The 14266-nt window shown below is 49.9% G+C and carries 16 protein-coding genes; 6 read left to right on the top strand and 10 right to left on the bottom strand.

Annotation, left to right across the window (positions count from 1 at the left end):
* Positions 1 to 113: 113 nt before the first annotated feature.
* Positions 114 to 1082, top strand: a complete 969-nt coding sequence (locus MHM89_RS11895) for a class 1 fructose-bisphosphatase (RefSeq protein WP_138509352.1) — start codon at positions 114 to 116, stop codon at positions 1080 to 1082.
* Between the two features lie 26 nt (positions 1083 to 1108).
* Here the strand turns inward: MHM89_RS11895 and MHM89_RS11890 are convergent, their stop codons facing one another.
* The 4 genes from MHM89_RS11890 to MHM89_RS11875 form a co-directional block, all read right to left on the bottom strand.
* Positions 1109 to 1936: a rhodanese-like domain-containing protein gene (locus MHM89_RS11890; RefSeq protein WP_239408889.1), complete on the bottom strand. Its 828-nt coding sequence runs from the start codon at positions 1934 to 1936 to the stop codon at positions 1109 to 1111.
* Positions 1937 to 1975: 39 nt separating this feature from the next.
* Complete coding sequence (locus MHM89_RS11885; RefSeq protein ID WP_045979256.1) at positions 1976 to 2380, bottom strand: adenylyltransferase/cytidyltransferase family protein; 405 nt, start codon at positions 2378 to 2380, stop codon at positions 1976 to 1978.
* Complete coding sequence (locus MHM89_RS11880; protein WP_239408887.1) at positions 2370 to 3446, bottom strand: CDP-glycerol glycerophosphotransferase family protein; 1077 nt, start codon at positions 3444 to 3446, stop codon at positions 2370 to 2372. The genes MHM89_RS11885 and MHM89_RS11880 overlap by 11 nt, the downstream gene beginning before the upstream one ends.
* A 133-nt stretch (positions 3447 to 3579) precedes the next feature.
* On the bottom strand, positions 3580 to 4680 hold the full coding sequence (locus MHM89_RS11875) for a phosphoribosylaminoimidazolesuccinocarboxamide synthase (protein WP_022943348.1): 1101 nt from the start codon (positions 4678 to 4680) through the stop codon (positions 3580 to 3582).
* Positions 4681 to 4935: 255 nt separating this feature from the next.
* On the opposite strand from MHM89_RS11875, the gene MHM89_RS11870 reads away from it, so the two are divergent.
* The 4 genes from MHM89_RS11870 to MHM89_RS11855 all read left to right on the top strand — a co-directional run bounded on the left by MHM89_RS11870 (position 4936) and on the right by MHM89_RS11855 (position 8543).
* A complete protein-coding gene (locus MHM89_RS11870) occupies positions 4936 to 5970 on the top strand; it encodes a CDP-glycerol glycerophosphotransferase family protein (protein ID WP_239408886.1) in 1035 nt (344 codons plus the stop codon).
* Between the two features lie 83 nt (positions 5971 to 6053).
* On the top strand, positions 6054 to 6752 hold the full coding sequence (locus MHM89_RS11865) for an ABC transporter ATP-binding protein (RefSeq protein ID WP_239408885.1): 699 nt from the start codon (positions 6054 to 6056) through the stop codon (positions 6750 to 6752).
* Positions 6749 to 8044 (top strand): ABC transporter permease, encoded by a 1296-nt coding sequence (locus tag MHM89_RS11860; RefSeq protein ID WP_239408884.1) that lies wholly within the window; start codon positions 6749 to 6751, stop codon positions 8042 to 8044. Before MHM89_RS11865 ends, MHM89_RS11860 begins: the two co-directional genes overlap by 4 nt.
* 7 nt (positions 8045 to 8051) lie before the next feature.
* Complete coding sequence (locus MHM89_RS11855; protein WP_045979252.1) at positions 8052 to 8543, top strand: DUF3299 domain-containing protein; 492 nt, start codon at positions 8052 to 8054, stop codon at positions 8541 to 8543.
* Positions 8544 to 8581: 38 nt separating this feature from the next.
* On the opposite strand, the gene mutM is transcribed toward MHM89_RS11855, so the two are convergent.
* A complete protein-coding gene (mutM, locus tag MHM89_RS11850; protein WP_239408883.1) occupies positions 8582 to 9391 on the bottom strand; it encodes a bifunctional DNA-formamidopyrimidine glycosylase/DNA-(apurinic or apyrimidinic site) lyase in 810 nt (269 codons plus the stop codon).
* Positions 9392 to 9394: 3 nt separating this feature from the next.
* Entirely contained in the window at positions 9395 to 9886 is a 492-nt protein-coding gene (locus tag MHM89_RS11845; RefSeq protein ID WP_022943342.1) for a hypothetical protein, read from the bottom strand.
* 128 nt (positions 9887 to 10014) lie between these two features.
* Between MHM89_RS11845 and MHM89_RS11840 the strand changes: the two genes are divergently transcribed.
* Positions 10015 to 10938 (top strand): manganese-dependent inorganic pyrophosphatase, encoded by a 924-nt coding sequence (locus MHM89_RS11840; protein WP_045979250.1) that lies wholly within the window; start codon positions 10015 to 10017, stop codon positions 10936 to 10938.
* Between the two features lie 44 nt (positions 10939 to 10982).
* On the opposite strand, the gene MHM89_RS11835 is transcribed toward MHM89_RS11840, so the two are convergent.
* The 4 genes from MHM89_RS11835 to thiS are packed head-to-tail and all read right to left on the bottom strand — an operon-like array spanning position 10983 to position 14264.
* The gene (locus MHM89_RS11835; protein ID WP_045979249.1) at positions 10983 to 11738 is read right to left on the bottom strand and encodes a HesA/MoeB/ThiF family protein; all 756 of its coding nucleotides are present in this window, start codon (positions 11736 to 11738) and stop codon (positions 10983 to 10985) included.
* Positions 11728 to 13272, bottom strand: coding sequence for a thiamine phosphate synthase (gene thiE / locus MHM89_RS11830; RefSeq protein WP_239408881.1), 1545 nt, complete (start codon positions 13270 to 13272; stop codon positions 11728 to 11730). Before thiE ends, MHM89_RS11835 begins: the two co-directional genes overlap by 11 nt.
* Positions 13269 to 14066: a thiazole synthase gene (locus MHM89_RS11825; protein WP_138547054.1), complete on the bottom strand. Its 798-nt coding sequence runs from the start codon at positions 14064 to 14066 to the stop codon at positions 13269 to 13271. Before MHM89_RS11825 ends, thiE begins: the two co-directional genes overlap by 4 nt.
* The gene (thiS, locus tag MHM89_RS11820) at positions 14067 to 14264 is read right to left on the bottom strand and encodes a sulfur carrier protein ThiS (protein ID WP_239408880.1); all 198 of its coding nucleotides are present in this window, start codon (positions 14262 to 14264) and stop codon (positions 14067 to 14069) included.
* Positions 14265 to 14266: the final 2 nt, after the last annotated feature.

The raw sequence follows: 14266 nt of genomic DNA, 5'->3' as shown, positions 1-14266 counted from the left end.
ATCCGCTCGGCGCCAATCTACAACCGCAACACGATAAATAAACAGCGTATTCTGAGCGGTACTCTCTCACATTTTCAGCCGCTTAGGCCCAACAGACTAAGGAACAAAACAGCATGCGCAGACTCCCTCCGGTATTGCTAGAAGACGGTTGCCCACGCGATCTTATCTCCCTTATTCGCACCATTTTGGCCGCGTGTAAGGAGATTTCTTTCCGAGTCAGTCAAGGTGCTCTTTCTGGCGTACTTGGCTCCACCTTAGATGAGAATATTCAAGGTGAAACACAAAAGAAGTTAGACGTGTTATCGAACCAACTCCTCAAAGATATCTTGTTGGAGTCAGGTTACGTTAAAGCCATCGCCTCTGAAGAGGAAGAAGGGACCGTAGCTGGTAACCCTGAGGCCGACTACATTGTTGCCTTTGACCCGCTTGATGGTTCTTCTAATACCGATATTAATTCCCTAGTGGGCACTATTTTCTCGGTGATGCGCGTACCTAAAGAAGCCGATGCCAGCGATCCAGCCATTTTCCTACAAAAAGGTGAGCAACAGGTCGCGGCGGGTTATGTTTTATATGGTCCATCAACGATGCTGGCGCTCACCACAGGTAAAGGCACTCGCCTTTTCACCTTAGATAGAACCCACGGTAGCTTCTTGCTAACGCAAGATTTTGCTTCGGTGCCAGCACAGACCCAAGAATTCGCAATTAATGCCTCTAACCAACGGCATTGGCAAGCGCCGATGCAGCAATACATTGCCGATTTACTTGCCGGTAAGAGCGGCCCACGTGGCAAAAACTTTAATATGCGCTGGATAGCCGCCATGGTCGGCGATGTCCATCGCGTGCTCTGTCGTGGCGGCCTGTTTACCTACCCGGCCGATACAAAAAACCCCGACAAGCCTTATAAACTGCGCCTCCTTTATGAAGCCAACCCGATGGCTATGCTGATTGAACAAGCTGGAGGTTTGGCAAGTACGGGCGAGCAGCGGATTATGGAAGTAGAGCCGCAGCAAATTCACCAGCGTGTCGCGGTGATTCTCGGCTCGAAAGAGGAAGTAGAAACCTGTTTAAGCTATCACCAATAACATAAAGGCACCCTTGGGTGCCTTTTTTACTTTTCTATTGGTAAGTCATGGCGGGCGCCCCATTCACTCCAGGAGCCGTCATACACTTGTAGATTCCGATAGCCGCATTCATAGGCAGCAAGCGCCAAGATGCAAGCGGTGATTCCGGAGCCACAGCTAAATTGTAACTGCTGCACATCTGGGGCAACCAAGTCATTAAAGCACTGCTGCAATGCCGCAACGTCTAATAAGGCGCCGTCTTTAATTAACCGCGCATACGGCAAGTTAGCGGAGTGCGGAATGTGTCCGCTGCGCATGCCCTCACGGGGCTCTTCTGCGGTGCCATTAAAGCGTGGCGCCGGGCGTGCATCCAATAATAAAGTGTGGCGCTGGTCTATACCCGTGAGCACTTGCTCAGCATCAATAAAGTAGCCTGCTCGTGGCTGCGCCACAAAGTTACCTTGGGCTTGAGGCTCACTCCAACCTTGCTGCACCGGTAACTCGGCACTGCGCCAAGCAGGTAGGCCTGCGCGTAATACTTTAACATTATCAAAGCCAAAAGCTTTGAACATCCACCACGCTCGTGCGGCACTGAACAACCCCTGATCGTCATAAACAACAACTTCGGAGTCGATATTGACACCAGCGACGCGCATTTCATGCTCGAATTGCTCGGCGCTGCATAGCATATTTGGCCAAGGGCTGTTGTGATCCGCCAACGCCGATTTTATATCAAATCGTCGAGCACCTCGGATCACCGCCGCTGGCGAGTAACCACCCGACTTACCCGGTAACACCATGCCGGCATCGAAAATTATCAACTTGGGCTCATCTAGCTTTGATGCCAATTCAGCCACTGATATCTGTTGTTCCATGTCGATAGCACCTTTTGCGCTTGCAAGTGGACTTTGACGTTAGCAGAACTCTGGCTGGCGCACCACCTCAATTATCTCTGTGGTAGAGATAGAGGGAGTACGGGGTAAATAGACGACCTCACATACCTCTTTGAGGTCATCGAACTTACCTTGCCAATCATCGCCCATCACTAGCATGTCCGCATTGTAGGTTTCAATGTAATGGCGCTTGAGTTCTAAAGACTGCTCTAAGAACACATCGGATACACACTTTAACGCGGCAATGATATTCATACGGTCTGCTTGCGCATAGACCGGAGCGCGGCCTTTTTTCCGTACATTCAGGGCATCGGAAGATACCCCCACTATCAGTTCATCGCCAAGCGCTGCGGCACGTTCTAGGATATTGACATGGCCGACATGAAATACATCAAAAGTACCGAACGTTATTATTTTAGTTGTCATATAGGTAGCTTACTATTCTCTTCGCACTGTTGCCGTCAAGCCTCCCTGCTAGGCGTTCTATCGTGGTTTGGTTTTGTTGGTTATGAAATTTTTGTGGCTGATGTAATGCCTCTTCAATGGCACTTATCACATCAGAAGGGCTATCTGCTTTAAAGCACAGCGGCTCAAAGTAGGAGATATCATCGTCTAAACGCGCTTTAAAGCGGTATGCAAAAGGCCCTCGGTAAGACCATCTGAGCTTGTAGAAGTTGCACCACACTACCGGCTTACCCAACGCAAAAAACTCAAAAATAGCCGACGACGCATCCGACACCAAGACATCAGCGAGTGCCATAAAAGGGACTAAATTAAACTCTTCAAGTTGACTCACATACACATGCTCATACTGCTGCCATCGCTGTAATAAGCGTTGATGCTTTTGATATTTGTCTTTTGTTTGCGAAAAGTAATGCGGCTTAATAATTACATTGCAGTGTGTCAGGTTTGCCAGCCAGTTTTTAGGCAGCCGCTCCAGCGAGCTTGGATAAAAAGTAGGAGCGTAAAGCACCGTGGGCTTGCTGGCATCAAGGCCAAAATCTTCATGGCTTGGTAACGGATACTGTGGTTGTCTCAATAATGGGTCTAACTTGGCGTATCCAGTGTCAATAAACGTCGAGTCTGGATAGAGTGTGTGTAAGCGGGTCAAACGGTGTTGACCTTCAACAAAGCGCACTAAAGTTGCATTGTTCGAGGCATCATAGTAACACGCCTTGGGGCCAATGCCGTGCTGCATCAACGCCGTTTTTACTATGCTATTTAGCTCTGCAATAGCCGCGAAAGCCTTACCAAATATAACCCAATCAGCGCCGCATTGACGATAAAACGCGACCGCTTGTGATTCACTTTGCAGCCAATGCGCATTTAAATCATGGGCCCTTATTGCATATTCTGCAGCCGCATTGAGCACCGCGTCTTCTTGCTTATAAAGCACCACCACGGTCTGCGCACCACGTTGATTAAGCTCATCGATAACAGGTAAGTATTGAGGCAAGTAGTACAGGTGTAAAACGTCGAAAAAAACCTTCATACAACGGTGCAAAGCGGAAAAAACATTCGCCCATCATACTAAAAAACCGAATTGTTTGCCTAATTGTACCCTGACTACCGATAAAAATGCCGCCAATATCATTGTGGCGGCATACTTCGTAACCCGAATAGGACTAATCAATAAGCTGATATTGCTCCTTGAGCACCGCTATAATTTCACTGCGCGGGTCGGTAGGAATTTGCAGTGGCTCGCCAATGATTTTACTAGCAATGCCAACGTAAGTGTCAGACACCTGCATCATTACTTCAACCGGTAACTTATAGTCTTGGGCGAGTTGCTCACGCTCAGCCATGCGCTCTTTATTTAGCAACACATCGCTGTCGGGTACATTATTGATAAGCAGCTGGCGAAACCCCTCTTTGGAGTTTTCAATGATTTTACCATCGCGGTATGCGGGACCATCCCAAATACGTGAAGAGTCTGGCGTACCCACCTCATCAATGTAGATTAACTGCTCATTGCCCTGCATGTCTTCGACGTAACCGAATTCGAATTTGGTATCGACAAAGATTTGATCTAACTTCGCCAGCTCAGCGCTGATAACATTAAATCCTTGCACCAATAAGTGCTCATACTTTGCCACATCAGCTGCTGAGCTAAAGTTGAATGCATCTAGGTTATCGGTGATGTTTTTGCGCGTGATGTTTACATCATCCACGGCTGGCACGTCATCTAGCCCCTCAATAATGCCCTTGGTCGATGGCGTGATCAGTACTTCGTCTAACTTTTGGTTCGCGGTTAGCCCCTCAGGTAGGTCGATGCCGCAGAAAGAGCGGATGCCTTTGGCGTAGTCACGCCACATGCTACCAGTGATATATTGACGAGCAATGGCTTCCACTTTTACTGTTTTGGCTTTACGCACAATCCATACGTATGGGTGTGGAATATCCACAATATGGTTGCCAGCAAGTCCGGCGGCATCAAATTGTTTAAACCAGTGCGCAGCCACTGCATTCAGCGCAATGCCCTTGCCTGGAATGCCGTTTAAGCCCTGCTCACCTTGCCAAATACAGTCAAACGCCGAGATCCGATCGGAGATAACCATAATTGCCAACTCGGTCCCCTGTGGCACCGCATACCCTTTTTCTGCAATTAAGCGAGCACTGTCTTGCTCGGTTAACCAGTAAACGGAACGCACTTTGCCGCTGTGCACCGGACCTTGAGTGCGAATAGGTAGATCATCGTTTACATCTAAGACTTTGTAGTTGCTCATGGTTACTCCAAACAAGGGCTAATTTCGATACACCGACCGAGGCTGTGAGCGCGCTATGATAGTTCAGCTGGCAGCGAAGATAAAGATAATCGCCGCAACAAAGCGGACTTTTGTCCTATCTTTTTTATTCTTGACACTGGTCAGCCCTTGTACCTGTCATTTAAAGTTAATATTGCGGTAAACTAAACAACATCTTTTTGCTATAGGGGCACGGCGGTGGACTTAGCGAGCAGCACTCAGGGCAAGCGATACCTTATGTATATTTCGCAAAATTACTCCTATGCGATTTTACGCCCTTTACAACAGGTTATTCGCGCTCATGGCGGCGAAGTAAAGTGGTTTTTACAAGGCGATGAAGTTAACCCTGATTTCCTAGCTGCGGACGAATCTCAGTTATTAACCGTTGATGCAATTCGTCAGTGGCGGCCTCACGCAGCGTTTGCACCAGCGAATATCATGCCCACCTTTTTTCCTGGTAAGAAGGTCGCTGTGTTTCATGGCTTTGACGCGGGCAAGTTAAATAGTCGCGGCAAGAACGACCATTTTACCATTCGTGGTTGCTTTGATTTGTATTGTACTCAAGGCCCAAATACCACTGAGCCCTTTACCCAGTTAGCCCAGCAACATGGCTTTTTTCGTGTGCGTGAAACGGGTTGGTCAATGCTCGACCCACTGTTTAGCCTCACACCTAATAACCCCTATAGAAGCACTGACTCGCGCCCGACTTTGTTGATTTGTTCAACCTTTTCCAAGCGCTTGTCACTGGCCCCGGTGTTGGTTGAGCATATAAAAGAGCTCCGCGATAGCGGTAAATACCGTATTTTAGTGCAGTTCCACCCGAAGATGAGTGCCGATATCGTGGCGCAATATAAAGCCATGCAAAATGACAGTCTCAGCTTTGTTGAAACCGACAATGTCATTCCCCTGTTGCAAGCAGCGGACGTGATGCTCTGTGATACCTCTTCGATTCTGCTAATGTTTTTATTGCTGCGTCGCCCGGTGGTTACTTTTAATAATCAAGCCCCTGCAGCGCACCTTCTCAATGTAACCGATGCGACGCAAGTTGAAACGGCAATAGACCAAGCGCTGACCCGACCGCCTGAGTTAATGGCTAATATCGAGTCTTTCTGCCAGCAACTGCATCCTTATCAAGATGGTTGCTCAAGTGAGCGGGTATTGGCGGCGACCAATGATTTAATTATCAGTGACGGCGCTGAGCTAAAGGCCAAGCCCCTTAACCTGCTGCGCCAGTTTAAGATGCGTAAAAAATTGGCATATTGGCGTTGGTAACGGGCCATTGATCGCATTGCGCTGGCCCTAAAACATGACTGTGATACAGTAACAACAATTGCAAGTCAGCGGTATTGAACGTAATGATTGAAATAGAAAAGCTATGGTTTTCTTGGCATGGTGAAAAGCACACGCCCACTCTAGCAATAGACTCGTTGCACATAAAAAAAGGTGAGCATGTTTTTTTACACGGCCCCAGCGGCACCGGTAAATCAACGCTACTGTCGTTACTGGCGGGGATCCAAACTCCGCAACGCGGGCACATTCGCATTGCCGATACCAATCTCAGCGCCCTGAGCAGCGCCAAACGCGATCAGTTTCGTGCCGATCACCTTGGCTATATTTTTCAAAACTTTAATTTACTGCCCTACCTTAGCCCTATCGACAATGTCACCTTAGCCCTGGCTTTTTCCGCTGTTCGCCGCCAACGAGCGCAACGCGCCGGTATGGCAATGAACGAACTGGCAGCCACCCTGCTTACTCAGCTCGGTTTAGATGCGAGCCACCATCATCAAGCGGTCAATACCTTGAGTATCGGTCAGCAGCAACGCGTAGGCGCAGCGCGGGCGGTTATCGGTGAGCCCGAAGTGATCATCGCCGATGAACCCACCTCCGCCCTTGATGAGGACAACCGCAAGGCGTTTATCGAGTTGCTGTTTCAGCAAACCGACAAGACCGGCGCCACGGTGGTGTTTGTGAGCCATGAAAAGTCCCTCGCGCCGCTGTTCTCCAAGGTGGTGAGCCTAAGTGAAATTAATCAGCTTGCAGGAGTGGCGTCATGATTTTGCTAAAACTCGCCAGCAAAAGCTTATTTAACCGTAAGGCCAGCGTGTTACTCAGTGTCTTAACCATTGCCATTAGCGTTATGATGCTGTTAAGTATTGAACGAGTGCGTGTGGATGCCAAATCAAGCTTCGCCAATACCATCTCGGGCACCGACTTGATTGTTGGCGCGCGTACCGGCGATATCCAACTATTGCTAGCTTCAGTATTTCGCATTGGCCATATGAACAATGGCGTTAGCTGGCAAAGCTATCAAGCCATTAGTAGTAAGCGCGGCGTTGCTTGGAGTATTCCACTGTCGCTCGGTGATGCCCACAAGGGCTTTGCAGTAATCGGCACCGACTTAAGTTATTTTGAGCACTTTCGCTATGCTAAGAAGCAGCCCTTGCGCTTTGCCCAAGGCCACGCTTTTGCCGGCGTAAACGATGTCGTGCTTGGCGCTGACGTTGCTCGCTCATTGGGCTATCAACTTGGCGACAACATTGTCGTTGCTCATGGCATGGGCAACACCAGCTTCCACCAACATGATGATAACCCCCTGACCATCGTTGGTATATTGGCGCCGACCGGCACCCCAGTCGATAAATCGGTGCATGTGCCGTTAAAAGCAATTGAGCTGATGCATGGCAGCGCTCAAGCGCCCGACTCGCACGAGCACGATGAGCATACAACTCACCCAAGCGAACACCACGAACATGACCAAAAACACGTACCGCACCAAGATTTAGTCGGTACACCAAAACAGATTAGTGCCTTTTTACTTGGCTTCGACAGCCCACTATACAGCTTACAAGTACGTCACAATATCAACCAATATCAGGCTGAGCCATTAATGGCGATTATGCCCACCGTAACCCTGAGTCAACTCTGGGAAATGCTTGCCATAGTGGAAAAAATCTTGCTGTTGTTTTCCTTGGTGGTAGTCAGTGTCAGTCTGCTAGGAATGCTTACCACCTTGCTGGCAAACCTGTCGCAACGGCGCCGGGAGCTCGCTATTTTACGTTCTGTGGGCGCCAAGCCGTGGCATATTTTTTCCTTAATGAGTATAGAAGCCGTGCTGATCAGCGTTATTGGTACCGCCTTGGGGTGTGGCTTATTTTACGCGGCCATGTGGGCCAGTCAGTCTTTACTGCAAGCTCATGCCGGCATTAGCTTGAGTATCACTCCTTTGTCAGGCTATGAACTGAGCTTAGTCGCAGGTATCATTATCGCTGGCTGGATTGTCGGTATACTGCCGGCAGCACGCGCTTATTTCTACTCGCTAAACGATGGTATGAGCATTAAAACCTAGGATATTTATGAAGTTTATTTACGCAAGTTTGGTGCTTTTGAGCACCGCGTTGACAGGCTCGGCAATGGCCAATGAGCCCCTGGAGATTTTTTGGGAAGACCTGGTGCCAGAAGGTCATGTTGCCGTCGATACACGCAATAGTTCATCAAGCCACGAAGGCAGTGAGCAAAACTGGGTGCAGCCAAATTTAGATGCCCCAGTGGTACAAAAATACAATGGCAAAACCGTAAGCCTTCCCGGCTTTGTGGTGCCTTTGGAGGGCGACAACGAGTCCATAACTGAGTTTCTCTTAGTGCCTTATTTCGGCGCGTGTATCCATGTGCCGCCACCACCACCGAATCAAATTGTACATGTGACCATGAAAAATGGTGTGCCGATCGATAGCCTCTATGACGCGATAGTGGTGACCGGGGTCATGCAGGCTGATAGCTGGAGTGGTGAAATCGCAAAAACCGGCTACAAAATAGCTGGCGTCGGTGTTGCCCCGTTCGAGCTATAGCAAAATCAATTGGCCAAGGGCATCCCTTGGCCGCCACCTCAGCGCTGACACTTTTTACAGTAAACCGTTGAGCGCCCGCCTAAACGTATTTCCGTCAGCGTAGTCGCACAACTTGTACAAGGCTCCCCTTTACGGCCATAGACCAATAATTGCTGCGCAAAGTAGCCGGGTTTACCATCGCTTTGGGAGAAATCTTTTAATGTCGTGCCCCCCTGCTCAATCGCCGCCGCGAGGGTCGCCTTTATTAACGGTGTGAGCTTTTGGTAGCGTGTAAGGCTGACTTTCCCAGCTTCGCGTTTAGGGTGAATCCCGGCTTTGAATAAAGATTCGTTGGCATAGATATTACCGACCCCAACCACCACCTGGTTATCCATAATAAACTGCTTAATGGGCTGCTTTTTGTTACGAGAGCGCGCAAACAGCCACTGCGCATCAAAGTCAGCGGTCAGTGGCTCTGGCCCTAATTTTTGGAATACCGAGTGCACACTGTCCAGTGGCTGCCACAAACATGCGCCAAAGCGGCGCGAGTCATTTAGGCGCAAACTCAGGCCGTTCGCAAACTGAAACTCAATATGGTCGTGCTTTTTCAACGCCGTGTTGCTATCAACTACCCGCAAATGCCCGGACATACCTAGGTGTAAAATCACCGCTCCCTCATCGCAGTGCAGCAGCAAATACTTTGCACGACGACTTACCTGAGTAATGACGTTACCTGCTAGGGCATAGACCTGTTCGCTCACCGGCCAACGTAGTTGCGGTTGATGAACATTTACTTGGGTAATGGTTTGCCCCTCAATGTGGGGGGCAATGCCTAAACGGCTTACTTCGACTTCGGGAAGCTCAGGCATAAGTTAGTTACTCGCTAATTGTATAAACAGCTGCTGCGCTTGATGTGTCGTTAAGCTATACCAGCGCTGCTGTTGCTTGTTAAATAATCGATAGTGCTGCTGGTCTTTATAGAGCACATAAACATAGGGGGTTGGCTCTCCTGCAAGCGTTAAGGTTGCGGCTAAAAGAGGCGCTCCGCCAAGCGGCTCAGCTAACGGCGCTCTTTGTTGTTGCCAAGCACGAACATTGGCTTCTAGCGTTTGAATATCAGCGCTTGGTTGCGCCGCATCGCTGTCCTGTTGCATACGCCAGCTGGTGCCGATACGTTCAATTTTTATGCCGGGATATTCTAAAGTAAGAATATAACTCTGCGCTGGCAACAAAGGTTGCGGCCCTTTAGGTTCATCATCGCCACCAAGCCTATGATGTAACCCATTGAACACAAAGATCATAATCAACATGGCGAAAATAATTAAGTTATTCCACCCTTTGCGCGAAAGTTTAATTGCAGCCATGGTTTATGCCCTATAGAAATTAATCCTCCCAGTGTAACCAAAAAGTCGTGCCCAAGCAGCCCATTTGCCGCTACCGCAGAGCTAAAAATTATTGCTACAATAACGGCAAAATATTTAGGAGAGTCGATATGGCAATGTATGTAGTGGGACACAAGATCCCTGATTCTGATTCGATCTGCGGTGCAATTGCACTGGCGTACTTAAAAAATCAAATTGGTGAAGAAGCGATCCCTACGCGTTTAGGCGAGGTATCACCGGAAACCCAGTTCATCCTTGACCGTTTTGGCTTCGAAGCGCCAGAACTGAAAATGAGCTACGCTGGGGAAGAGGTGTATATTGTTGACCACACCGAGAAAACTCAAGCCCCTGATGATATTGACCAGGCGACTGTAGTCGGCGTGGTCGATCACCACAAACTGGGCGATTTAACCACATCCACACCGCTTGAATGTTGGATTCGCCCGGTCGGCTGCTCAAACACCATCATTAAAATGATGTATGACTTCTACGGCGTCGATATTCCAAAAGATATCGCCGGTTTGATGATGTGCGCTATTTTAAGTGACACGGTGATTTTCAAGTCGCCGACTTGCACCACCGCCGATATCAAGTGTGTTGAGGCTCTTGCAGAGATCGCTGGTGTTGACGATGCCAAAGAGCTCGGCATGGAAATGTTCAAGGTTAAATCAGCCGTTGAAGGCACGCCAGTGCGTGATTTGGTCATGCGTGACTTTAAAGACTTCAATATGAATGGCAACCTAGTGGGCATTGGTCAGTTAGAGGTTATCGACCTGGCGGTATTTGACAACATAAAAGCCGAATTACATGCTGATCTTGCTAAGCTTAAAGAAGAGGGCAGCCGCCACAGTGTGCTGTTGTTGCTCACCGACATCATGAACGAAGGCTCGCAAATGCTAATCGCTTCTGCTGACGAAGGCATCATCGAAAGAGCCTACGGCGAACAAGTGGCTGACTCTCAGGTATGGTTAGACGGCGTACTTAGTCGCAAAAAGCAGGTAGTGCCACCGCTGCAAGACGCATTTGCAGGTTAATCCCCGCTTTTTAGTATGTTAAGCCAGCAACCTCGCTGGCTTTTTTATTGCCCACAACAAGGGCACTGCGGGTCTTTCTGCAATTGTATTGCCCTATGGCGCAAAGTCTCGCCATCAACACAGTGCAACACGGCCGCTCCATTGCCCTTAAGCAAATAGTTAATGGCGAGCATGGCCTGTTGTGCACCAACAATGCCCAGCAAGGGCGAAATCACCCCGAGTGTGGCGCAATTAGCGGTGGGGTTATCGCTGTGCGGCGGAAACAGACAGGCATAACAGGGAGAGGTGCTATCGCCAAAGTCGAACAACGCAAGGTGCCCTTGGTGTCCCACCGCAGCGCCGCTAATTAGCGGCACCTGCGCCTCTTTGCAGGTTTTATTGAGCAGATAACGGGTTGCAAAGTTATCACTGCAATCAAGCACTAAATCACACCCCGACAACGCCGTGCTTAAAGTATGTGCGCTCGCCCGTTGGCACAGTGGCTCTAGAGTTATGTCGCTATTTAAGCTGGCTAACACTTTATTCGCCGCCTTCGTTTTAGCTTGCCCGAGATGATTAAGCTTGAACAAAATTTGCCGCTGGAGGTTAGATAGCTCGACCTCATCATCGTCCATAAACCGCACTTTACCCACGCCGCTGGCGGCAAGGTAAAGCAGCGCGGGGCTGCCTAAGCCGCCGCAACCGACCACCAGCACGGTGGCTTGCTTTAGGCGCAACTGCCCCGCCTCGCCAACATCATCAAGCAATAACTGCCGAGCGTAACGGATACGTTCTTTGTTACTGAGCGCGTCACTGTTCACTGCGCCCGTCCTTGATTGCTTGCTGTAACTGCGCAATCGCCTGTGTAGGATGCGCTGCTTCGGTTATCGCCCGAACCACGGCGACACTGCCGACACCGGTATTGACCACCTCAGCGATACGCGTCAAATCTATGCCACCAATGGCCACCGTGGGGTAATGAGCTTGCATCAATGGTACAAAGTGACGCAGCTTCTGCAGGCCCTGAATTTGCCCGGTCATATCCTTAGTGGTGGTTGGGTAAATCGCGCCCAAGGCGATATAGCTGGGCCGGTAATTGTGCGCCAGTAGCATTTCATAAAAGCCATGAGTAGAGAGCCCTAAGCGCAGGCCAGCGTCTTGAATAGCGCGCAGGTTGGCATTGTGTAAATCCTGTTGCCCCAGATGCACACCGTAAGCGCCATGCTTTAACGCTAACTGCCAGTGATCATTGATAAACACCTGAGCATCGTGGGCACGCCCCAAGGCAATGGACTGCTTGATAGCTTCTTCTAACTGCTCGCCATGGCAGTCTTTCATGCGCAGTTGCACGGTTTTGACGCCGTGCTCCAAGCACAGCTGCAACCAATCAACACTGTCGACCACGGCGTAGAGCCCAAGTTGCTGTGGGCAAGGCGCGAATCCGGCGGCATAGTTAAAATCGGCAGCACATGGAAAATCAAGCTCATCGCCAAGCCAACTTCCGGGCTCGATCACTTGCGGAAAATCAGCAAGTTCACTAGGCCAACGCGTTTGCGCTACCGGGCCTATGCCTTCACCGTAGCGCTGTGCGTTTTTCAACCCGGCATTGATATAGGCTTTGCCAAGAATAAAGGCATCTTTAAGCGGATACCCCTTAGCCAAGCAACTAGCAATAACGGATGACAACGTACACCCCGTGCCATGGCTATGGGGAGTGGTGATGGTGGCGTTGCCAAGCCAATATTCTTGTTCCCCTTCACGGCAATAATCAACACAATACCCTTGTGGGTAGTCCCAATGTCCGCCTTTAATTACCACACTTTTTGCCCCCCACTGCTGCAATCGTTTCGCCGCTTCACGCAACGCATCGGGGCCAATAAGGTATATGCCGGTGAGCATTTGTGTTTCGTGGACGTTGGGAGTGATTACATCAACCAAGGGCAATAAATGGGTTTTAATGGCATCGGCAATATCGTCTTGAGCGTCTTCCTCAATCAGACTATCACCACTTGTGGCAATGGCCACCGGGTCATAAACCACATAAGGAGGGCATGGCCAGTTGTCGCGATAGTAACGTAAATGTTCGGCTACCAGTTGGATTTGCTGCACATTAGCGAGCATCCCTATCTTGATTGCTTGGGGACGAAGGTCATTGGCTAAGGCTTGCAATTGTGACTCCAGTACCGCCTGTGTCACTGGATTTAGTGCCTCCACGCCCAGGCTATTTTGTGCTGTCAGTGCGGTAATGGCGCTACATCCATGCACACAAAAGCTGTGCATCGCTTTTAAGTCGGCTTGAATGCCTGCGCCACCGCCGCTATCAGAGCCGGCAATAGTCCATACTACTTCACTCATATATCCTCACTCATTGTGTGCCATGCGGGCATGCCCAACGTCGGCGTTGACGGCACGGCGGTCGACTTTTCCACCATGGGCCCTGCTAAATAACTTTGTCTGCCAGCCACGGTCGCATTGGCAAAGGCTTGTGCCATCACCACAGGGTCGTTGGCTCCTGCTATGGCCGAGTTTAGTAGCACGGCATCCACGCCCATTTCCATGGCTTGGCAGGCGTGAGAAGGCAACCCTAACCCGGCATCGACAATCAGCGTAACATCGGGTAAGCGCTCGCGAATAGTATGCAATGCATAGGGGTTTAATATGCCTTTGCCAGTACCGATGGGCGCAGCCCAAGGCATAATAACCTCACAGCCAGCGCTCACTAAACGCTGGCACACTACCAGATCATCGGTACAATAAGGAAGCACCTTAAAACCCTGTGCCAATAATTGCTCAGCAGCAGTAACTAGGGCGATAGGGTCTGGCTGCAAGTTGTAGTCATCACCAATGAGTTCGAGCTTTATCCAGTCGGTGGCGAAAACCTCACGACACATTTGCGCCAAGGTCATCACCTCTTGCACACTGTGGCAACCTGCGGTGTTGGGCAGCACCGTTAACCCGGTATCTTTGATCAGCTGCCAAAAGTCATCTCCTCCAGCGTGAGAGTTCTGCCGACGCAGAGACACCGTGACGATTTCACTGCCACTGGCGGCAATCGCTTGATGCATGCATTGCGGCGATGGGTATAAGGCTGAGCCAATCAGCAGCCGACTGCTGAAAGACTGACCATAGATAGTAAAAGCGTCGCTCATCTAACCTCCTTGAATGGGTGCAAGGATATCCACTTTATCGCCTTCTTTCAGGGCGGTGTGGGCATAGTCTTGCTGCGCGACAAAGTGGCCATTAACAGCGGCGGCGAACGGCGGTTTAGCCGCAAACGCAGTGATTGCCTCACTCAATGCAGCCTGCTCTGGCACGGTAACAGGCGTTTCGTTTATATAAATCTGCATAT

The organism is Pseudoalteromonas sp. CNC9-20, from assembly GCF_022347875.1.
GTDB classification, from domain to species: domain Bacteria; phylum Pseudomonadota; class Gammaproteobacteria; order Enterobacterales; family Alteromonadaceae; genus Pseudoalteromonas; species Pseudoalteromonas ruthenica.
Note: the sequence above shows the minus strand (reverse complement) of the source record. Positions and strands in the feature narration are given on the sequence as shown.